Source organism: Streptomyces sp. LS-MS-L19 (assembly GCF_058382285.1).
In genome coordinates, this window is the sequence record NZ_JBYCLL010000001.1 from 1,877,538 (window position 1) to 1,897,722 (window position 20,185).

16 protein-coding genes are annotated in these 20,185 nt (G+C 70.0%); 7 read left to right on the top strand and 9 right to left on the bottom strand.

Features of this window, described 5'->3' with window-relative positions; all coding sequences use genetic code 11:
• Positions 1-10: 10 nt before the first annotated feature.
• Positions 11-1,369, bottom strand: coding sequence for a glutamine synthetase family protein (locus tag AC2XR2_RS08220; RefSeq protein WP_381301279.1), 1,359 nt, complete (start codon positions 1,367-1,369; stop codon positions 11-13).
• A gap of 95 nt (positions 1,370-1,464) precedes the next feature.
• Here AC2XR2_RS08220 and AC2XR2_RS08225 point away from each other — a divergent pair, with 95 nt between their 5' ends.
• Together AC2XR2_RS08225 and AC2XR2_RS08230 are read left to right on the top strand one after the other, a co-directional pair.
• Positions 1,465-2,202: a FadR/GntR family transcriptional regulator gene (locus AC2XR2_RS08225; protein WP_330268075.1), complete on the top strand. Its 738-nt coding sequence runs from the start codon at positions 1,465-1,467 to the stop codon at positions 2,200-2,202.
• Positions 2,203-2,341: 139 nt separating this feature from the next.
• The gene (locus AC2XR2_RS08230) at positions 2,342-3,034 is read left to right on the top strand and encodes a gamma-glutamyl-gamma-aminobutyrate hydrolase family protein (RefSeq protein ID WP_491514673.1); all 693 of its coding nucleotides are present in this window, start codon (positions 2,342-2,344) and stop codon (positions 3,032-3,034) included.
• Here AC2XR2_RS08230 and AC2XR2_RS08235 read toward each other — a convergent pair.
• Positions 3,031-3,957 carry a LysR family transcriptional regulator gene (locus AC2XR2_RS08235; protein ID WP_449350128.1) on the bottom strand — a complete coding sequence of 309 codons (927 nt, stop codon included), beginning with the start codon at positions 3,955-3,957 and terminating at the stop codon, positions 3,031-3,033. The genes AC2XR2_RS08230 and AC2XR2_RS08235 overlap by 4 nt on opposite strands.
• A gap of 70 nt (positions 3,958-4,027) precedes the next feature.
• On the opposite strand from AC2XR2_RS08235, the gene AC2XR2_RS08240 reads away from it, so the two are divergent.
• Positions 4,028-5,152: a TDT family transporter gene (locus tag AC2XR2_RS08240; protein WP_491514674.1), complete on the top strand. Its 1,125-nt coding sequence runs from the start codon at positions 4,028-4,030 to the stop codon at positions 5,150-5,152.
• On the opposite strand, the gene AC2XR2_RS08245 is transcribed toward AC2XR2_RS08240, so the two are convergent.
• The 4 genes from AC2XR2_RS08245 to AC2XR2_RS08260 all read right to left on the bottom strand — a co-directional run bounded on the left by AC2XR2_RS08245 (position 5,064) and on the right by AC2XR2_RS08260 (position 10,292).
• The gene (locus AC2XR2_RS08245; protein WP_491514675.1) at positions 5,064-5,783 is read right to left on the bottom strand and encodes a helical backbone metal receptor; all 720 of its coding nucleotides are present in this window, start codon (positions 5,781-5,783) and stop codon (positions 5,064-5,066) included. The genes AC2XR2_RS08240 and AC2XR2_RS08245 overlap by 89 nt on opposite strands.
• Positions 5,780-6,349, bottom strand: a complete 570-nt coding sequence (locus AC2XR2_RS08250) for a helix-turn-helix domain-containing protein (protein WP_330268070.1) — start codon at positions 6,347-6,349, stop codon at positions 5,780-5,782. The genes AC2XR2_RS08245 and AC2XR2_RS08250 overlap by 4 nt, the downstream gene beginning before the upstream one ends.
• Before the next feature lie 294 nt (positions 6,350-6,643).
• Positions 6,644-9,250: an ABC transporter permease/substrate binding protein gene (locus AC2XR2_RS08255; protein WP_491514676.1), complete on the bottom strand. Its 2,607-nt coding sequence runs from the start codon at positions 9,248-9,250 to the stop codon at positions 6,644-6,646.
• On the bottom strand, positions 9,243-10,292 hold the full coding sequence (locus tag AC2XR2_RS08260; protein ID WP_381301269.1) for a quaternary amine ABC transporter ATP-binding protein: 1,050 nt from the start codon (positions 10,290-10,292) through the stop codon (positions 9,243-9,245). Before AC2XR2_RS08260 ends, AC2XR2_RS08255 begins: the two co-directional genes overlap by 8 nt.
• Before the next feature lie 213 nt (positions 10,293-10,505).
• On the opposite strand from AC2XR2_RS08260, the gene AC2XR2_RS08265 reads away from it, so the two are divergent.
• From AC2XR2_RS08265 to AC2XR2_RS08275, 3 genes are all read left to right on the top strand, one after another.
• On the top strand, positions 10,506-11,435 hold the full coding sequence (locus tag AC2XR2_RS08265; RefSeq protein ID WP_491518421.1) for a 5'-3' exonuclease: 930 nt from the start codon (positions 10,506-10,508) through the stop codon (positions 11,433-11,435).
• Positions 11,436-11,527: 92 nt separating this feature from the next.
• Positions 11,528-12,373 (top strand): siderophore-interacting protein, encoded by an 846-nt coding sequence (locus AC2XR2_RS08270; RefSeq protein ID WP_381301268.1) that lies wholly within the window; start codon positions 11,528-11,530, stop codon positions 12,371-12,373.
• A 433-nt stretch (positions 12,374-12,806) separates the two neighbouring features.
• Positions 12,807-14,384, top strand: coding sequence for an amino acid permease (locus AC2XR2_RS08275; protein ID WP_491514677.1), 1,578 nt, complete (start codon positions 12,807-12,809; stop codon positions 14,382-14,384).
• 93 nt (positions 14,385-14,477) lie between these two features.
• Here the strand turns inward: AC2XR2_RS08275 and AC2XR2_RS08280 are convergent, their stop codons facing one another.
• Both AC2XR2_RS08280 and AC2XR2_RS08285 read right to left on the bottom strand, forming a co-directional pair.
• Positions 14,478-15,839 carry a cytochrome P450 gene (locus AC2XR2_RS08280; protein WP_491514678.1) on the bottom strand — a complete coding sequence of 454 codons (1,362 nt, stop codon included), beginning with the start codon at positions 15,837-15,839 and terminating at the stop codon, positions 14,478-14,480.
• A 58-nt stretch (positions 15,840-15,897) separates the two neighbouring features.
• On the bottom strand, positions 15,898-16,947 hold the full coding sequence (locus tag AC2XR2_RS08285; RefSeq protein WP_491514679.1) for a terpene synthase family protein: 1,050 nt from the start codon (positions 16,945-16,947) through the stop codon (positions 15,898-15,900).
• Positions 16,948-17,698: 751 nt separating this feature from the next.
• On the opposite strand from AC2XR2_RS08285, the gene AC2XR2_RS08290 reads away from it, so the two are divergent.
• Positions 17,699-18,640: an RluA family pseudouridine synthase gene (locus AC2XR2_RS08290; RefSeq protein ID WP_491514680.1), complete on the top strand. Its 942-nt coding sequence runs from the start codon at positions 17,699-17,701 to the stop codon at positions 18,638-18,640.
• Positions 18,641-18,658: 18 nt separating this feature from the next.
• On the opposite strand, the gene AC2XR2_RS08295 is transcribed toward AC2XR2_RS08290, so the two are convergent.
• The gene (locus AC2XR2_RS08295) at positions 18,659-20,137 is read right to left on the bottom strand and encodes a cytochrome P450 (RefSeq protein ID WP_491514681.1); all 1,479 of its coding nucleotides are present in this window, start codon (positions 20,135-20,137) and stop codon (positions 18,659-18,661) included.
• Positions 20,138-20,185: the final 48 nt, after the last annotated feature.

Consider the following 20,185-nt stretch of genomic DNA (forward strand, 5'->3'; position numbering starts at 1 on the left):
ACACTCTGGCTCACAGACGTTCGAAGGAGCGGCGCAGCTCCCAGTCGGTCACGGCGGCGTCGAACGCCTCCAGTTCGACGCGGGCCATGTTGCGGTAGTGCGCGACGACCTCGTCGCCGAAGGCGGCCCGGGCGATCGGGCTGTTCTCCCAGAGCTCGGCGGCCTCGCGCAGGGTGGTGGGGACGTGGGCGTACTCGGCGGTGTAGGCGTTGCCGGTGCAGACCTCCGGCAGCTCCAGCTTCTGCTCGATGCCGTACAGCCCGGCCGCGACCAGTCCGGCGACCGCCAGGTGCGGGTTGACGTCCCCGCCGGGCAGCCGGTTCTCGAAGCGCATCGAGCGGCCGTGGCCGACGACCCGCAGCGCGCAGGTGCGGTTGTCGTGACCCCAGGCGACGGCCGTGGGGGCGAAGGAGCCCGGCTGGAACCGCTTGTAGGAGTTGATGTTGGGGGCGTACAGGAGCGAGAAGTCCCGCAGGGCGGCGAGTTGTCCGGCGAGGAAGTACCGCATCACGTCGGACATGCCGTCCGGGCCCGCCATCGCGTTGTTTCCGGCCGCGTCGGCGAGCGAGAGGTGGATGTGGCAGGAGTTGCCCTCGCGCTCGTTGTACTTGGCCATGAAGGTCAGCGAGACGCCCTCCTGGGAGGCGATCTCCTTGGCGCCGGTCTTGTAGATCGCGTGCTGGTCGCAGGTGGTGAGGGCCTCGTCGTAGCGGAAGGCGATCTCGTGCTGGCCGGGGTTGCACTCGCCCTTGGCGGACTCGACGGTGAGACCGGCGGCGGCCATCTCGTTGCGGATCCGGCGGAGCAGGGGCTCGATGCGGCCGGTGCCGAGCACCGAGTAGTCGATGTTGTACTGGTTCGCCGGGGTGAGACCCCGGTAGTGGGCGTCCCAGGCCTGCTCGTAGGTGTCCTTGAAGACGATGAACTCCAGCTCGGTGCCGACCTGGGCGGTGAACCCGTGCTCGGCGAGGCGCTCCAGCTGGCGGCGCAGGATCTGCCGGGGCGCGGCGACGACCGGTGAGCCGTCCTCCCAGGCGAGGTCGGCGATCAGCAGGGCGGTTCCGGCGTTCCACGGGACGCGGCGCAGGGTGGCGAGGTCGGGGTGCATGGCGAAGTCGCCGTAGCCGCGGTCCCAGGAGGACATCGCGTAGCCGTCGACGGTGTTCATCTCGGTGTCCACGGCCAGCAGGTAGTTGCAGCCCTCGGTGCCGTGGTGGAGGACCTCGTCGAGGAAGAAGCGGGCGGCGAACCGCTTGCCCTGGAGCCGGCCCTGCATGTCGGGGAAGGCCAGGACGACGGTGTCGATCTCGCCGCTCGCGACGAGGGCGTGCAGCTCCTCGACGCTCAGCGGGGGTGTGCGGTCTGCCACGGGAGAGCTCCTTCGACGCCTGCGCGTTTCTTCGACCGGGCCGGGAGCCCTAAGGTATTGCTGAGAACCATTGCTTGGGAAGGGGGCACGGCCATATGTCGGTGGACGCTGACGGCGGGCCGGACGACCGGCTGACGCCGGTGCTGCGTCCGGTCAGGGCGGGCAACGGCTTCGAGGAGGCGCTGGAGCAGATCCTCCAGGTCGTGCGGCTCGGGCTGGTGCCGGGGGGCGAGCGGCTGCCGGCCGAGCGGGAACTCGCGGAGCGGCTCGGGATCAGCCGGGTGACGCTGCGCGAGGTGCTGAAGGTGCTCCAGGACCAGGGTCTCGTGGAGTCGCGGCGCGGGCGGTACGGCGGCACGTTCGTGCTGCCCCGTACTCCGGACGCGGTCGGCGAGGAGGAGCTGCGGCGCCGGATCGCCGAGGCGGACATCGAGGACGTGCTGCGCTTCCGGGAGGTCCTCGAGGTGGGTGCGGCGGGGCTGTGCGCGGCGCACGGCCTCACGGACGAGCAGGCGCAGCGGCTGCGGGCGGCGCTGGCGGCCACACAGGAGGCCCCGCTGACCGACTACCGCCGGCTGGACACGCTGCTGCACCTCACCCTGGCGGAGCTGTGCGGCTCACCGACGCTGACCGCCCAGTACGCGGCGGTGCGGGCCTCGGTGAACGACCTCCTGGACTGCATCCCGCTCCTGGTCCGCAACCTGGAGCACTCCCAGCGCCAGCACGCGGCGCTGGTCGAGGCGGTCCTGGACGGGGACGCCGACGGGGCGCGGGAGATGATGCGGGAGCACTGCGCGGGCACGGCGGCTCTGTTGCGCGGGTTCCTGGCGTGACCTTGCCGCTCCGCCCTGCGGTGATTCCCGGCGTGACCTCGCCTCGCCGCCCGGCAGGGATTCCCGGCGTGACCTTGCTTCTCAGCACTCCGAACCGCAAAGGTATCCCCATGGGCCATTGCAAGCCTGGGAGGACCGCGTGACGACCGTACGACCGCTGATCGGCGTCAGCACCTATCTGGAGGCCGGGACGCGCTGGGGCCTGTGGGAGCTGGAGGCGGCGCTGCTGCCGGCCGGGTACCCGCGGCTCGTCCAGCGTGCGGGCGGTCTCGCCGCGATGCTGCCGCCGGACGCCCCCGAGCACGCGGCGGCGACCGTGGCCCGCCTGGACGGCCTGGTCATCGCGGGCGGCCCGGACGTCGAGCCGGTCCACTACGGCGCCACCCCCGACCCCCGCACGGGACCGCCCGCCCGCGCCCGCGACGCCTGGGAACTGGCCCTGATCGAGGCGGCCTTGGCGGCCCAGGTCCCGCTGCTCGGCATCTGCCGGGGCATGCAGCTCCTGAACGTCGCGCTCGGCGGCACCCTCACCCAGCACATCGACGGCCACGCGGAGGTACCGGGCGTCTTCGGCCGGCACACCGTCAAGCCCGTACCGGACACGCTGTACGGCGCCATCGCCCCGGAGGAGACCGCCGTACCGACGTACCACCACCAGGCGGTGGACCGCCTCGGCAAGGACCTCCTGGCGTCGGCCCACGCGGCGGACGGCACCGTGGAGGCCGTCGAACTCCCCGGCTCACCCTGGGTGTTGGGGGTCCAGTGGCACCCGGAGATGGGCGGGGACCTGCGGGTGATGCAGGCGCTGGTGTCGGCGGCCGCCCGGTCCTAGACCCGCGTCAGCGACAGCAGGTCCCTCGCCGGGCCCACCGGGCGGTGGCCCGTGGGCCAGACGGCTCGCAGGTCACGGGCCAGCGAGACGCCCTTCACGGGGACCGCGACCAGCCGTCGCAGCGCCAGCTCCTCCCCCACCGCCAGTTCGCTCAGCACCGCAGGGCCCGCCCCGCTGACCGCCGCCGCCTTCACGGCCGTGGTGGAGGAGAGCTCGATGAGCGGGCGGGCCAGGCCTCCCAGTGCCGCGTCCAGGACCTGCCGGGTCCCCGAGCCCTTCTCCCTCAGGATCAGCGGCGTCGCGGCCAGCTCGGCGGCTTCCAGGGGGCGTCGGCGGCGGGCCCACGCGTGTTTCGGGGCCGTCACCACGATCAGGTGGTCGTGGGCTATCACCACCGAGTCCAGACCGGAGGGGACCGTCAGGCCCTCCACGAAGCCGAGGTCCGCCTCGTCCGACAGCAACCGCTCCGCCACCGTCGCCGAGTTGCCCGCGTGCAGCGACACCGCCGTGTCGGGACGCCCCGCGCGCAGGGCGAGGAGCCACCCCGGCAGCAGGTACTCCGCGATCGTCATGCTCGCCGCCACCCGCAGCCGGGAGTCCCGGCGGACCCGCAGCGCCTGCGCCCCGGCGTCGAAGGCCTCCGCGGCCTCCACGATCCGTCGCGCCCAGTCCGTCACCAGCGCGCCCGCGTCCGTGAGCCGGGACCCCCGGGGCGAGCGGTCGACCAGGGCGACTCCGAGCTGCCGTTCCATCGAGCGGATCCGGCTGCTGGCCGCCGGCTGTGTGATGCCGAGCTCCCGCGCCGCACCGCCGAGACTCCCCAGCCGCGCCACGGCCAGCAGCAGCTCCAGCGCGCCGAGATCAGGTACCCGGTGCGCCAGCATCCCGCCCACCGCCGGCCGAAGCCCATCGTCACCGCTCATAAGGACAGCTTATGCCCTCATAGAGCCATACTCCCTGGTAGCGGCCCTTCTCCGGCGGCACCGTGGAGCCATGGTCACCGCCGTCCGTCACCTCGGGCCGAACTGGTACGCCTCCGTCATGGGCACCGCGATCGTCGCCGGCGCCGGCGCCGCGCTCCCCGTGCACCTCCCCGGCCTGCGCACGGTCTGCGCCGCCGTCTGGCTGCTGTCCCTCGCCCTGCTGCTCGCCCTCCTCGGCGCCCGCGCCCTGCACTGGCGCCACCACGCCGACCAGGCCCGCGCCCACCTCCTCGACCCCGCCACGGCCCCCTTCTACGGCTGCCTCGCGATGGCCCTGCTCGCCGTCGGCGGCGGCGCTCTCACGGTCGGCCGGTACTGGATCGGGACGACGGCCGCGGTCGCGCTCGACGCCGTGCTGTTCACCGCCGGTACGGTCGTGGGGCTCGCGGCCGCTCTCGTCGTGCCGTACCTCATGGCCGTACGGCACAAGGTGCGGCCGCACGAGGCCACGCCCGTGTGGCTGCTGCCCGTCGTCGCGCCCATGGTGTCCGCCGCGCTCGGGCCGCTCCTCGTGCCGCACCTGCCGGCCGGGCAGCCGCGCGAGACCCTGCTGCTGGCCTGCTTCGCGATGTTCGGGCTCAGCCTTCTCGCGACCCTGCTCATGCTGCCGCTCGTCTTCGCCCGGATCGTCACGGGCGGTCCGCTCCCGCTCGCGCTCACCCCGACGCTCTTCCTGGTCCTCGGTCCGCTCGGCCAGTCGACCACCGCCGTCGGCAAGTTCGCGGACGTGGCCCCCGGGGTCGTACCGGCCCCGTACAGCCAGGGCTTCAGCGCCCTCGCGGTCCTGTACGGCGTCCCCGTCATGGGTTTCGCGCTGCTGTGGCTCGGGCTCGCCACCGCGCACGTCATCCGGGCACAACGGCTCGGGATGCGGTTCTCGATGACCTGGTGGGCCTTCACCTTCCCGGTGGGCACCTGCGTCACGGGCGCCGAGGCGCTCGCCCGGCACACCGGACTCGCCGTCTACGACTGGCTGGCCGTCGGGCTGTACGGCGTCCTCGTCGCCGCCTGGGGCACGGCCGCCCTGCACACCGCGCGGGGCCTGCTCAGCGGAGCGCTGCTCGCAGGGCCTCGCCCAGCGCCCGTGGTGCTTCGGCCAGCGACGGCCCGTACCACGTCAGGTGCCGTCCGCTGACGAGCGCGCAGGGCAGCCCGGGGAAGGCCTCCGGGCCGTCGTCGGGCGTGAAGCGGTAGGGCTCGTCGGGCAGGACGACCACGTCCGGGGCCGCCGCCCGCAGCTCCTCCAGCGGCACCTTCGGATAGCGGTCCGCGTGGCCGGTGTACAGGTGGTCCACGCCCAGGCGGGACAGGACGTCGCCGGCGAAGGTGTCCCGGCCCAGCACCATCCAGGGCCGCCGCCAGATCGGCACGACCGCCGTCAGCCGGGGTTGCGGGGGCGCGAGCGTCGACCACGCCTCCTCGGCCTCGTCCAGCCAGCGCGGCCGTACGGACACTCCGCACGCCTCGACGACCCTCGTCAGTTCCCGGAAGGCCTGCGGTACGTCCCGCACCTCCGTGACCAGGACCTCCAGGCCCGCCTCGCGCAGCGCGGCGAGGTCCGGCTCGCGGTTCTCCTCCTCGTTGGCGATCACGAGATCGGGGGCGAGGAAGACGATCCGCTCCAGCTTCGGGTTCTTGGTGCCGCCGACCCGGGTGACGTCGAGGTCGGCCGGGTGGGTGCACCAGTCGGTGGCGCCGACCAGGGCGCCGGGGGCCGAGCGGGCGATCGCCTCGGTGAGCGAGGGGACCAGGGAGACGACTCTCACTGGCGCGGCCGGTCCTGGACCGCCTCGATGTGCTCGGCGACGGCGACGACCACCACCCGGGTGTCCGCCACGGTCGCCCGCCAGCGGTGCCGTACCCCACCGGTGAGGTAGAGGGTGTCGCCGCGGCCGAGGCGGTACGCGCGTCCCTCCGCCTCGACGTCCACCGCGCCGTCGGCGACGTACATCAACTGGTCGTTGCGGTACTGGAACTCGCGTCCGGCGTCATGGTCGCCGGTGAACTCCTGGGCGTGCATCTGGTGGTGGCCGCGCACCAGGGAGCGCATCCGGGGCAGGCAGTCCGGCTCGGGACCCTCGGCGTGCACGACGTCGACACTGCACGCCGGGTCGGCGGCGGCGAGGAGCTCGACGGCCGTGGTGCGCAGGGCGTCGGCGACCTTCTCCAGGGAGCTGCGGCTGGGCCGGGCGCGTTCGTTCTCGATCTGGCTCAGGAAGGGCACCGAAAGGCCGCTGCGCTCGGCCACGACGGCGAGGGTGAGTTCCAGCGCGCGGCGCCTGCGGCGCACGGCGGCGCCGACCCGAAGGGGCTGTTCTTTGTGGTCGCCCATGGCTCCGGCTCCCTCCTCCGCTCGTCGGTCCTCGGACACGTCCCCTGATGAGTTGTCTGCACCCTACGCATGTTCGGCAAACCGTTTCATGCGGCCGTCACATCGATGTCATACGGCGTGCGACCGTACCTCACACTTCACGCCAGCCGAACGGCCCCCTGGATTGTTCCCAGGGGGCCGGGTTTCGGTCACGCACCCGCCGTCGGCCCCTCAAGTCCCCTAGTCGGCACCAGAGTTCGGGCGATGGCGTAGCTCTATGTGGTTGGCCGGATCCTTACCGTGCTCACGGAGCCGTCATGACGGCGTCATCCGCCCGACCATCTCCGGGTGCTCCTGGAGCCAGGCGGCGACCGCCTGCTCCTCGTGACCCTGGCCGCGCTGGTTGATCTCGGCCTCCAGACTGCCGAGCTCGGCCTCGGTCATATGGAAGCCCTTGATCCACTTGGTGAGCTGCGGATAGCGCGAGGGGAAGTCCTCGTGGGAGATGGTCCGGATCGTGTTGCCCTCGCCGAAGAGCTTCTTGTCGTCCTTCAGCTTGGTCAGGTCGTACTGGCTGTACGCCCAGTGCGGGGACCACAGCACGACGGCGACGGGCTGCTTCCTGGCGTAGGCGCGCTTGAGCTCCGCCAGCATCGCGGGCGTGGAGCCGTCGACGACGTCGTATTCCTTGTCGAGGCCGTAGCCGGGCAGGACCTTGGTCTTGAGGAGGTTCATCTCGCCGGTGCCCGGCTCGATCCCGATGATCTTCCCGTCGAAGAGGTCGGCCTTGCCCTTGAGGTCCTCGTAGGACTTCACGCCCTTGACGTACGAGGGCACGGCGACCTCCAGGGACGTCGGCTGGTACCAGGTGCCGAGGTCCTTGAGTCTGTCCTTGCTCTGGTCCCAGTAGTTCTTCTGCGCGTACGGCAGCCAGGCGTCGAAGTTGAGGTCCAGGTCGCCGGCGGCGAGGCCGGTGTAGACCGGGCCGACGTCCATCTGCTTGAGGTTCAGCTCGTAGCCGCGCTTCTCCAGGACGTTCTTCCACAGGTAGGTGACGGCGATGTCCTCGTCCCAGGGGAACCAGGCCACGTTCACCGGGCGCTTGGTCTCCGCCGCCGTCTTCTGGACCGGGGCAAGCTTGTCGGCCAGGCCGGGGTTCCGCTTCAGCCAGGTGCGGACGGCGTCCTGCTGCCTGCCCTTGCCGGCCTTGTTGATCTCGGCCTCCAGGCCGGTGAGCTGCTTCTCGTCCAGCTTGAAGTTCCTCAGCCACTGACCGACGACCGGGTCGTCGTCGGCGAAGCCCTTGCGGGCCACCGTGTGGATGCCGTCGCCCGCGCCCCAGGCGCCCTTGGGGTCCTTGAGCTTCTTCAGGTCGTAGTCGTTGTACGCCCAGTGCGGCGACCAGAGCGTGACGACGATCGGGTCCTCCTGGGCGTACGCCCGCTTCAGCTCGGCCAGCATGGCGGGCGTGGAGCTGTCGACGACCTCGTACTCCTTGTCGAGGCCGTACGCCTTGAGGACCTTGCTCTTGAGCAGGGCCATCTCGCCGGCGCTGGACTCGATGCCGGTGATCTTCCCGCCGAACCGCGCGGCCTTGCCCTTGAGGTCGGCGAGCGAGTTGACGTCCTTCATGTACGACGGGACGGTCAGCTCCAGAGACGTCTTGTCGTACCAGGCGCCGAGGTCGTCGAGCTGCTTGCCGTACTTCTTCCAGTACTGCTCATGGGTGGTGGGCAGCCAGGCGCCCGTCATGAAGTCGACGTTGCCGGAGGCGACGGAGGTGTAGAGCGGCCCAGCGTCGAACTGCTTGGCGTCGACCTGGTAGCCGCGCTCCTCCAGGATCTCCTTCCAGAGGAAGGTGGAGGCGACACCGTCGTCCCAGGGGACGTAGCCGATGCTGATCTTCTTGCCCTGGCCGACGTCCTTGCCGCCGGAGACGGCCGTGGCCTCGCCGGAGGTGCCGCCGAGGACCCCCATGCCGCCGGCCACGAGGGCGAGGACGACGACGGCGACCACGGCGATCTGGGGACGGGGGCGGTAGGACCAGATCCGGAGCCCCTGGCTCGCGCGGGCCTTGGCGGCGGCGCGGCGGCCCAGCGGGGAGACGTGGGTGCCGAGCGCGCTGGTCATGCGGTCGAGGTAGATCGCGAGGATCACGATGGCGACACCGGCCTCGGAGCCGAGACCCACGTTGAGCTGGCCGATGGCCTCGTTGACGTCGCCGCCGAGGCCGCCGGTGCCGACCATGCCGGCGATCGCGGCCATGGACAGGCCGAGCATGATGACCTGGTTGACGCCGGCCATGACGGTGGGCAGGGCGAGCGGCAGCTGGACGCGCAGGAGGGTGTCGCGCGGGGTGGTGCCGAAGGCCTCGGCGGCCTCGACGAGCTCCTTGTCGACCTGCCGGATGCCCAGCTCGGTCATGCGCACGCCGGGGGCGAGGGCGAAGATCAGGGTGGCGACGATGCCCGCTGAGGCGCCGGTGCCGAAGAACAGGATCGCCGGGATGAGGTAGATCATCGCGGGCAGCGTCTGCATGAAGTCCAGGACCGGGCGGACGAGTCCGCTGACCCGGTCGGAGCGGGCCGCCCAGATGCCCACGGGCACGGCGATGACCAGCGCGATGATCGTGGCGACGAGGACCAGCGAGAGGGTCGTCATCGCGTCCTCCCACAGGTCGAGGGAGTCGATGAAGGCGAATCCCGCGAAGGTGAGGAGGCCCGCGAGGGTGCCGCGCAGCCAGAAGGCGATCACGGCGAAGATGCCCGCGAGGAGCAGGGGCTGGGGCGCCTGGAGGACGGCGTCGATACCGTCGTAGGTGCCGGTGAAGACGGTCTTGAAGAAGTCGAAGAGCCAGGACACGTGGTCGAGCAGCCAGTCGACGGTGTCGTTGACCCAGTCGCCGAGCGGGATCCTAGGCATGGGCGGCCTCCGCTTCGCCGAGGAAGCCCACGAGCCGCTGCTGCGGCACGATCCCGACGAGCCGGTGCTCGTCGTCGAGGACGGCCACCGGGTGCGTCGAGCGCGCGCTGATCGCGCAGAGTTCGGTGAACGGCGTGTCGGGCGTCGCGGTCTCGCAGCCGTCCGCGCAGCCGCAGTCGGCGTCCACGCCGTGGAGGTCGGTGTCCATGACCGCGGCCGCGGTCAGCACACGGGAGCGGTCGACGTCCTTGGTGAACGAGGCCACGTAGTCGTCGGCGGGCCGCACCAGGATGTCCTCCGCGGTGCCGGTCTGGACGATCCGGCCGTCGCGCATGACGGCGATGCGGTCACCGAGCCGCATCGCCTCGTTGAGGTCGTGGGTGATGAAGACGATGGTCTTCTTCAGGGTCTTCTGGAGCTGGAGCAGCTGGTCCTGCATGTCCCGGCGGATCAGCGGGTCGAGGGCGCTGAAGGACTCGTCCATCAGGAGCAGGTCGGCGTCGGTGGCGAGGGCGCGGGCGAGACCCACGCGCTGCTGCATACCGCCGGACAGCTCGTCGGGCCAGGACTTCTCCCAGCCCTTGAGCCCGCACAGCTCCAGCGCCTCGGTGGCCCGTTCGATGCGCTCGGCCTTGGCGACGCCCTGGACGGCGAGGCCGTAGGCGGCGTTCTCCAGGACGCTGCGGTGCGGGAAGAGCGCGAAGTGCTGGAAGACCATGCTGATCTTCTGGGCGCGTACGGCGCGCAGTTCGCGGTCGGTGAGCGCGGTCAGGTCCTGGCCGTCGAAGCGGACGTGGCCCGCAGTCGGTTCCAGGAGGCCGTTGAGCATGCGCAGCAGCGTGGACTTGCCGGAGCCGGACAGGCCCATCACGACGAAGATCTGGCCCGGGTCCACGGTGAAGGAGGCGTCGATGACCGCGGCGGTGGTGCCTTCGGCCCGCAGCCCCTCCCGGTCGGCACCCTCACGGAGCCGCTCGACGGCCTCCTCGGGCCGTCTTCCGAACACCTTGTACAGCTGCTCTGCCTCAAGCCTTGATGACACGCGTACCTCTTGTCTCGGGACCACTGGGTGGGAGACGAAGGGCCGCGAACAGTTGAAAGTGCAACCTGCCTCGCTCCGAGGCGGCGCCTGCCCATAAGCCTTTCGGCCAAACACAGCGGTGTCCTGGTTCACAGGACGCACACATGCCCCCGGCGGCGCGCACCCGCCGGACGAGTTACGCGGCGGCGGCCGCTGTCGGTGCCGTACGGCATGATGCGAGGCGTGACCGGACGACTGATGCTCCTCGACACCGCCTCGCTCTACTTCCGTGCCTACTTCGGCGTACCGGAGTCGGTGAAGGCGCCGGACGGCACGCCGGTGAACGCCGTGCGCGGCCTCCTCGAATTCATCGACCGCCTGGTCAAGGACCACCACCCCGACGCGCTGGTGGCCTGCATGGACGCCGACTGGCGCCCGCAGTGGCGGGTGGACCTGATCCCGTCCTACAAGGCGCACCGCGTCGCCGAGGAGCACGAGGTCGGGCCGGACGAGGAGGAGGTGCCGGACACGCTCTCGCCGCAGGTCCCGATCATCGAGGCCGTCCTGGACGCGCTCGGCATCGCGCGCGTGGGCGTGCCCGGGTACGAGGCGGACGATGTGATCGGCACGTTCACGGCGCAGGCGAAGGGCCCGGTGGACATCGTCACCGGCGACCGCGACCTGTACCAGCTGGTGGACGACGAGCGAGAGGTGCGCGTCCTCTACCCCCTCAAGGGCGTCGGCACGCTCCAGCTGACCGACGAGGCGTGGCTGCGCGAGAAGTATGGCGTCGACGGCCGTGGGTACGCGGATCTGGCGCTGCTGCGCGGCGATCCGAGCGACGGCCTGCCGGGCGTGCCCGGGATCGGCGAGAAGACGGCGGCCAAGCTGCTCGCCGAGTTCGGGGACCTGGCGGGGATCATGGCCGCGGTCGAGGACCCGAAGGCGAAGCTCACGCCGTCGCAGCGCAAGCGGCTGGACGAGTCGCGGCCGTACGTCGCCGTGGCACCGAAGGTCGTGCGGGTGGCCGGTGACGTCCCGCTGCCGCGGGTCGAGACCGCGCTGCCGCACGCGCCGCGCGATCCGGAGATGCTGGACGCGTTGGCGACCCGGTGGGGGTTGGGCGGGTCGTTGCAGCGGCTGGTGGGGACGTTGGGCGCGTAAATATTGCTCGCGCTTTCCACGAGTGGTGCGCCATCGCCAGGGGGGTTGATGCTAACTTAGGTAAGCCTAAGCATATGGACTGGGAGGCCGCCATGGCAGAAGGACCGGGACGCAAGCCGCGGAAACCTCACTCCGCGCAGGTTGTCCGCACCGAACGCCTCACCCCGCACATGCAGCGCGTGGTGCTCGGCGGCGACGGACTCGCCGAGTTCGCGGCGGACACCTGCACCGACCACTACGTCAAGATCCTTTTCGCGGCCGAAGGTGTCACCTACCCCGAGCCCTTCGACATGGAGCGCATCCGCGAGGAGTTCCCGCGCGAGCAGTGGCCCGTGACCCGCACCTACACCGTGCGCCACTGGGACGCCGAACACCGCGAGCTCACCCTGGACTTCGTGATCCACGGCGACGAGGGCCTCGCCGGACCCTGGGCGGTGCGTGTCCAGCCCGGCGAGACCGTGCGCTTCATGGGCCCGGGCGGCGCCTACGCCCCGAACCGGGACGCCGACTGGCATCTGCTCGTGGGGGACGAGAGCGCGCTGCCGGCGATCGCCCGGTCCCTGGAGTCGCTGCCCGACGGCGCCCGCGCGCACGCCTTCATCGAGGTGGCCGGCCCCGAGGAGGAGCAGAAGATCGACTCCGACGTGGAGGTCGTCTGGCTGCACCGCGGCGACCGGCCGGTCGGCGAGCTGCTGGTGGAGGCCGTGCGCGCCCTGGAGTTCCCGGAGGGCCGGCTGTGCGCGTTCGTGCACGGCGAGGCGCACTTCGTGAAGCAGCTGCGGCACCTCCTGCGGGTCGAGCGCGAGATCCCGCGCGAGGACCTCTCGATCTCCGGCTACTGGCGCCTGGGCCACAACGAGGACGGCTGGCAGGCCTCCAAGCGGGAGTGGAACGCCCGCATCGAGTCGGAGCAGGAGAGCAGGACACCGGCGGCTTAGGCATACGGCTCCTGCGGCGCGCGGCGCACTGCCCGCCGGTTTCGTCGGAGCTACGACCTCCCAGGCGGCGGCACCTTCGGGGTGCCGCCGCTTCGCCGTGTCCGGGGGCGCGCGGCAGGTACCCGGCGCCGGTCACGGACTCGCCGGATCGCCTCCGCTGAACGCACCGGATCACCCTCCTCCCCCGGCACCGGATCACCCTTCTCCCCCCGGCACCGGATCACCCCCCTCCCCCCGGCGCCGGACGCACCGGATCGCCACCGCCGGACTCACCGCATCGCTCCGACGGACTCAGCGCCCCTGTTCGAGCACCTCCCCCAGGGCCGTGAGGACTTGGGCCCACTTCCGACACGGCCGCGTCACGCACCCGAAACAGCGCCTACCTAATTTCTGTCGCCCGACAGGAATTCGCCCGCCGAAGGCAGGTGCCGCCGTGACGACGACCAGTCCCTCCGACGTCCGACCCGATCCACCGCACTCCCCCTCTCCCTCCTCCGACGACCGCTCCCTCGCCGAGTTCGGCTACCGCCAGGAGCTGCACCGCAGCCTGGGCCGGTACGCGTCCTTCGCCGCGGGGTTCTCCTTCATCTCGGTCCTGACGACCGTCTTCCAGTTCTTCGCCTTCGGGTACGCCTTCGGCGGCCCGGTCTTCTTCTGGGCCTGGCCTGCGGTACTGATCGGCCAACTGATGGTCGCGGCCTGCTTCGCGGAACTCGCGGCCCGCTACCCCATCTCGGGCGCGATCTACCAGTGGTCGACCCGCCTCTCGACCCCCACCTTCGGCTGGTTCGCCGGCTGGATCATGGTGATCGGGCAGATCGTGGTCGTCGCGGCGGCCGCGCTGGCCCTGCAGATGGTGCTGCCGGCGATCTGGTCCGGCTTCCAGCTGGTCGGCACCGACCCGTCGCCGACCTCGGCGGACGGGGCGGCGAACGCGGCGGTCCTGGGCGTACTCCTCCTCGTCCTGACGACCCTCGTGAACGTCGTGGACAACCGCGTGATGTCCCTGATCAACCGGATCGGCGTGACCGCCGAGATCATCGGCGCGGTGCTGATCGTGGTCCTGCTGCTGACCCACTCCGAGCGCACCCCGAGCATCACCTTCCACACCGAGGGCGCCGCGCAGAACGGCCTGTTCGGCGCTCTGCTCGTCGGTTCGTTCACGGCGGCGTACGTGATGATCGGTTTCGACAGCGCGGGCGAGATGAGCGAGGAGACCCGCAACCCCCGCCGCACGGCACCGCGCACGATCCTCACCGCCCTGGGCGCGGCGGGTCTGCTGGGCGGTCTGATCGTCCTCGGAGGACTCCTGGCCGCGCCCAGCCTCACGGACGGCCACCTGGGGGTCGACGGCCTCAGCTACGTCCTGACGAGCAGCCTCGGCGACGGGGTGGGCAAACTCCTGCTGGCCGACGTGGTGGTGGCGATCGCCGTGGCGACCCTGGCCATCCAGACGGCGGCCTGCCGGATGCTCTTCTCCATGGCCCGCGACGGCCAACTGCCCTTCGCGGCCCGCCTCGCCCGGGTCAACCCCCGCACGGGCATGCCCACGGCCCCCGCCCTGGTGGTCGGCGCGCTCGCCGCCGCCCTGCTCCTCCTCAACTTCGCCTCCCCCGAGGCGTTCCTCGCGATCGGCACGACCTGCATCGTGATGCTGTACCTGGCGTACGCGATGGTCACGGGCCCCTTGCTGCTCCGCCGCATCCGGGGCGGTTTCAGCTCGTCAGGCCAGGACGAAACAGGCGCCCGCCTCTTCTCCCTGGGCCGCTGGGGCATCCCGGTCAACGCCCTGGCCCTCCTCTACGGCCTCCTCATGACCGTCAACCTGGCCTGGCCAAGGGCAGCGGTGTACGACCCGGCGGGCGGCCACTGGTACTTCCAGTGGTTCACGGTGCTGTTCTTGCTGATCACGATGGGTCTGGGGGCTCTGTACCGCGTGCGGGGCGCTCGCCGTGGGCGCAGCGCGACGGACTCCACGCTTGCCGCGTCTCCGCCCACACCCGTTCCGTAAGGCGACACCAGTTGGGTAAGCGCGACGACCGGCGTGGGCACGACGGAGCAGACTCCCGTCGCGCCCACGCTCACGTCACCGTGTCGGTGGCCTTTAAGGCCGCATGCTCTGTGTCACGTGCTCGCTCTCCAGGCTCTCGACCCGGACCTCGACCCTACGAGGTGACAGGGTCATACGGGGTTCGACGGAGGGCACCCGGCTGTCACCGTGCGAGAGCCGCCAGCGGGTCACGATGGTGGCCAGGGCCAGTGTCGCCAGGGTCATCGCATAGTTGTCGCCGATGCACTTGCGCGCCCCTCCCCCGAACGGGATGAGCGCACCGCGGACCTGTTCCCGCTCCGGGAGCCAGCGGTCGGGATCGAAACTGTCGGGCCGCGGGTTGAACCGTGCGTCGTGGTGCAGGAGATACGGGCTGTAGACAAGGGTGGTACCGGACGGCACCACCGCGTCCGCCAGCCGGGCTTCGGTGGTGGTTGTCCGCGTGAAGATCCACCCAGGGGGGTACAGGCGCAGCGTCTCGGTGATGACCCTCCGTGCCATGTCCAGCCGGGGCAGATCCTCCCAGGTTGCCGTTCGGGCACCGAGGACCTCGGCCGTCTCGGCGCGCAATCGCTCCTGTACGTCCGGGTGTTGGCACAGCAGGTGGACTGCCCAGGTGAGAGCCACTGCCGTGGTGTCGATGCCCGCGACGAGCAGGGTCATGATCTGAGCGTGGATCTCGCGGTCGTCGAGGGGCGCTCCCTCGTCGTCTCGTGTCCTGAGAAGCATCGACAGCACATCGCCGTGGGCCTCACCACCTTGGCGATACAGGCTGATGGTCTTACTGACCGCGGCCCATGCCCGGTTGCGGGCCCGTTCGTAGCGCTTGTTCGGTGCAAGCGGCAGACTCCGCAACAGGGGTGGGAGGACGGCCTGCTGATAGATGCCCCGGAAGATGTCCGGAAGGCTGGTGGTCACGGCGTCCACCGCGGGTGCCGCGGCTTCGGCTTTGAACAACGTCCGGGCGATGGTGTCGCTCGCGAGGGCATACATCTGCGTGCCCACCTCGATGGTCTCACCGTCACTCCACCCCGTGGCGAGCGCGTCGATCCGGTCGGTCATGATGCCGGCGTACTCGCGCAGACAGGTGCGCGAAAAGGCCGGCTGAAGGCTGCGCCGCTGCCTTCGGTGAGCACTGTGCGGACAGGAGGCGATGCCGTCCCCGAGAGCGTTACCGACCCGTTCTATGATCGGCCCGCCCTTGTCGTATATTCGGTCGTTCAGCAGAACCTCCTGAACGAGTTCAGGACGGCAGACCACGACGGCCGTCTGCGGACCGAGTTTTATCTGCACCAGATCGCCGTGGGCGGGCAGGGTGTTCAGGAAACGCAGCGGATCGCGGAGCAACGGAAACAGATGCCCGATGATCGGCAGACCCCCGGGCGCGCGAGTGATGCCTCCATGGTTCGTTGCCATAGCGCTAGGTTCCCCTTCTTGTCGATCCAGGATGTGGCCGGGCCGGCGAACCGATTACTCAACGGCAACTCTGCCGGGGAACATGATCGAGCCTCGGGAGCAGCACCTGGAGATGGTCGTGCTGCTGGTCCAGTTCGCCCGGAGCGGTGGGGATCGCATAGCGAGTGGTGTTCTGGTACCAGTGCAGACATCCGTTGGTCCACTGCCGCATTCCGGCGGTGACCTTCAGGATGTCCTCGCAGTCGGCACGTGCCAGGCCACGGGCTTCCAGGAAGGGCACGAGCTTCTCCTCGGCCGCCAGGAAGTCGGCCACTCGGCCTTGTACCTTGGCGACCGTCGAGTCGATGGCGTCCTGGAGCGACATTCCATCGGCGTGTTGCATGACGATGACAACGTTGTGGAAGTCACCGCGCTGCTGGTCGAGGTGAAGTGAGTGCAGGTCGTTCTGCCAGGCGACCACATCGCTCGCTGCTTCGACGATCTCCCGGAACAGGCCCATCTCGTAGATGTCCTGCGGCACCTCCACGCCCTGACTCAGCTCGACCAGGTCGAACCCGAACTCCATGCCCACGGACAAACGCCTGGTATGGGTGAAACTGTCGATACCCGGGGGTGTGCCACGCAACCGGTTCTCGGACTCCTCGGCAAACCCTTGGAAGAACAGGTCAAGGTGTCGGTTCAGTCGGGTGCGGAGACCGGGTGAGAGCCTTTCGCGCGTACGGACGGACAGGTTTGTGAGCGCCTTGGTGAAAGGGGTCCGCTCTCGTGGAGGGGCGGGGTCCTCTCCGGTGTTGATGATGTCCATCAGGCGACGGTGGACGGGCATCCACGCTTCCGGTTCGTCATAGACCTTCAGCGTGTGCAGGTCGTCCAGTATGAACGTGAAGAAAAGCCATTCCGCGCAGAGGCAGAGGTCACGAAACGAGGCTTCCGGATAGGTCCAGGCGACGAAGTTCCCGTAACCTGCCTCCAACCGCGCCCGACCGTCCTCCGTCTCTGTCAGCCCAAGGCTCCATCCGAGCGTGCGGACGTATTCCTCGATCCGCTGGGCGTACGGGCTTACGGCAGGGGGTGTGGGGTCCGCATACGTCGGAATCGTGGCGAGCACTGAGTCCTCCATGTCTGTAGCGCCGGAGTGGATGGACAAGCGGTCCTCACGGGCTTGTGCAGGGGTGTTTCCGTCCGCGCTGTCGGTGCTCACTCGCGAGCGAGCACCGAGAGGGCGTGTGCGGCAGTGATCACGGCGCGCGACGGCACAGACTCCCCCTTCCGTGATGGCGCGATCTGAACGCGCTTGCTCCGGTCGTACGCCCTTTCATCACATCGCAGTTCGGTTCTGACCGGAAGTGTGCGCCACCCGATCCGTCACGACGGCATATGCGCCCGCCCGGACCGTGGCAAGCAGGGGCGCCGCTGGTCGGGTCGGCCACCTCGGGCGAGTGCCGGATCACCGAGCGAACAGGCTGCACCGTCATGAACCGGTCGCGACCCCAGGCCTCTGCGCGTCGTGCGAGGGCGTTCGAGACCACGGGCGGAGACTGACGGCTGAGCGGTGACCATGGCGACTCCCACGAGGTCTACGGCATCAGGACTAAGGATGTTGCGAGGCCATGGAGTTGCGGACGACTCCCAGTAGACGCAAGCCGGTCACACGGGTACAAGCGATCGCGTGGGGGCGCACAGGAGCGCGTAGGTGATCACGCAATCGCGCCGCCCGGCCAGTCGAACTCGTGCACTGCCGAACGCGCCCCCGCGCCGGAGCCTGTGGCGCTGAGCCGGAGCACGGGGGCGTCGAACACGGAGGCACTGCGCCCCGCACGGCGCCGCTTCCCGGTGCGGACCTCTTACCCTTGCTCGTGATGAGACGCCGTACACCACCCCCGCCTTCTCCCCTGCCGCAGCGTGACGGAGTGGATGCGGTGCGTTTGAAGCTGCCGACCGGAGAGGTCTGCGCGACCGTACGGGATCATCTCGTGGCACGGCTGGCGGCCGGAGCCGGCTTGATCGACGACATGTTCGCCGCGGGTGGGATCGTGGACGCCACCGGGCGTCCGGTGTCCGCGGACGCTGCGTACGTACCGGGGATGTTCGTGTGGTTCCACCGGGAACTGCCCGACGAGGAGCGGGTGCCCTTCCCGATCGACGTCATGTACCGCGACGACCACGTGGTGGTGGCCGACAAGCCGCATTTCCTCGCCACCACCCCGCGCGGCAGCCACATCGCCGAGACCGCCCTGGCACGTCTGCGGCGCGACCTGGGGGTGCCGGCTCTGGGCGCGGCCCACCGGCTGGACCGGCTGACGGCCGGGCTCGTGCTGTTCGTCGTACGGCCCGAGGAGCGCGGCGCGTACCAGGCACTGTTCCGGGACAAGCGGGTCACGAAGGTCTACGAGGCTGTCGCCCCCTACGACCCGGCACTGGAACTGCCGCGCACGGTACGCAGCCGGATCCTCAAGGAACGCGGGGTGCCGACAGCCCGCGAGGTCGAGGGTGAGACCAACGCCGTCAGCACCGTCGAGTTGTTGGAGCACCGAGGTGAGCTCGCCCGGTATCGGTTGACACCGCGTACTGGGCAGACGCATCAGCTGAGAGTGCACATGAGCACCTTGGGGGTGCCGATCCTCGGTGATCCCCTCTACCCGGTGGTGACCGACCCCGTGGCCGCGGGTGACTTCCGACGCCCGCTCCAACTGCTGGCGCAGGTACTGGAGTTCACCGATCCGGTCACGGGGCGCGAACACCGGTTCGTCAGCCCACGGGTGCTGCAATCCTGGTCCTCGTACGACGCGTGGGCCGCGTGAGTGCGGAGTCCGTTCCGGTCACTCCCCTCGCCACCAGCGCAGGAAGCGTCGGAGCAGGCTCGGTCGGTCGACCGGCTGGGACGCCGCCACCGACGCATCGGGGACGGGTTCCGGAGTGGTGGGCTGTGGTGCGGCCGACTCCGTCCGTACGGTGCCGACCTGCCAGTTGGCGGAACGCTGCAGCGGCATCGGGTTGAGAGAGGGCTGCTGTGTGTCCTGCTGAGGCTTCGGCTCGAACTTCACCGGCAGGTCCACCAGATGCCGGTTCAGGATGAAGGACCGCCAGCTCAGCTCCTCCTCCGCACAGGCGAGTTGAACGTCGGGGAGACGCGTCAGCAGAGCGTCGACGCCCACGTCGGCGATGGCACGGCCGATGTCCTGTCCCGGGCATTCATGGGGGCCGCCGCCGAAGGCCAGGTGGGAGCGGTTGCCCTGCATGTTGGCCTTGAGGTCGGGACGGACGCGCGGGTCGACATTGCCCGGCGCGATACCGAAGAGAAGGGCGTCGCCGGTACGGATCCGCTGACCGCCCAGTTCGGTGTCCTGCTTGGCGATGTAGGGGAGGATCGTGCTGAACGGAGGCTCGTCCCACAGGGACTGCTCGACCGCCTCGGGCACCGTCATCTGACCGCCGTTGAGCTGAGCACGGAACCGCGGGTCGGTGAGCACCACGCGCAGTACGTTGGCGAGGAGGTTGGCGGTGGTCTCGTACGCGGCGATCAGGACGACCCGCAGATGCTGGCTGATCTCCTCGTCGGTGAGCCGCGCCGGATGGTTGATCAGGTGGCTGGTGAAGTCTTCCTTGGGCTCGGCTCGGCGGCGGACGGTGAGCCGGGTCAGGGCGTCCATGATGTATGCGTTGCTGGCGATGGCGGTCTCGGTGCCCTTGAGCATGTCGCGGGCGGCCTGCACGATGCGTTCGCCGTACTCCTCGGGCATGCCCAGGATCTCGCACATCACCGCCATCGGCAGGTGCTCGGCGAACTGGCTGACCAGGTCTGCTCTGCCGTCCTCACAGAACTTGTTGACGAGCAGCTGGGTCGCGCGGTTCGCGTAGCGGCGGATGCCCCGGTGGTCGATGGTCGACATGGCGCCGGTGACCGCGCCGCGCAGCCGCAGATGCTCGTCGCCCTCGGCGTGGCAGCAGATGGGCTGCCACGCGATGTGCGGCATGAGCGGATGGTCGGGCTTGATGGTGCCGTCCTGCAGAGCGCTCCATTGCCGGGTGTCCCGGCAGAACTGCGATGGTGTGCGCACCATGTGCATGTTCTCGCCATGGCCGAGCACGACCCAGATCGGCACGTCGTCGTGCAGCAGCGCAGGAGCCACGGTGCCGTACCGGTCGCGCAGCTCTTCGTACACCGCTCCGAGATCCTCCGCATCGGGCCCGTACAACCGACGCAGCCCGCCGGGCCCGATGCCATGGGCGGGGCAGCCGGGAGGCGGGGCGGACATGGCGTGGTCCGTGCCGGACGGGTAAAGGGATTCAGACGTCACGATGATCGCTCCGGAACTGAAGTAGATCTGCTGTACGGGAAGTTGGGT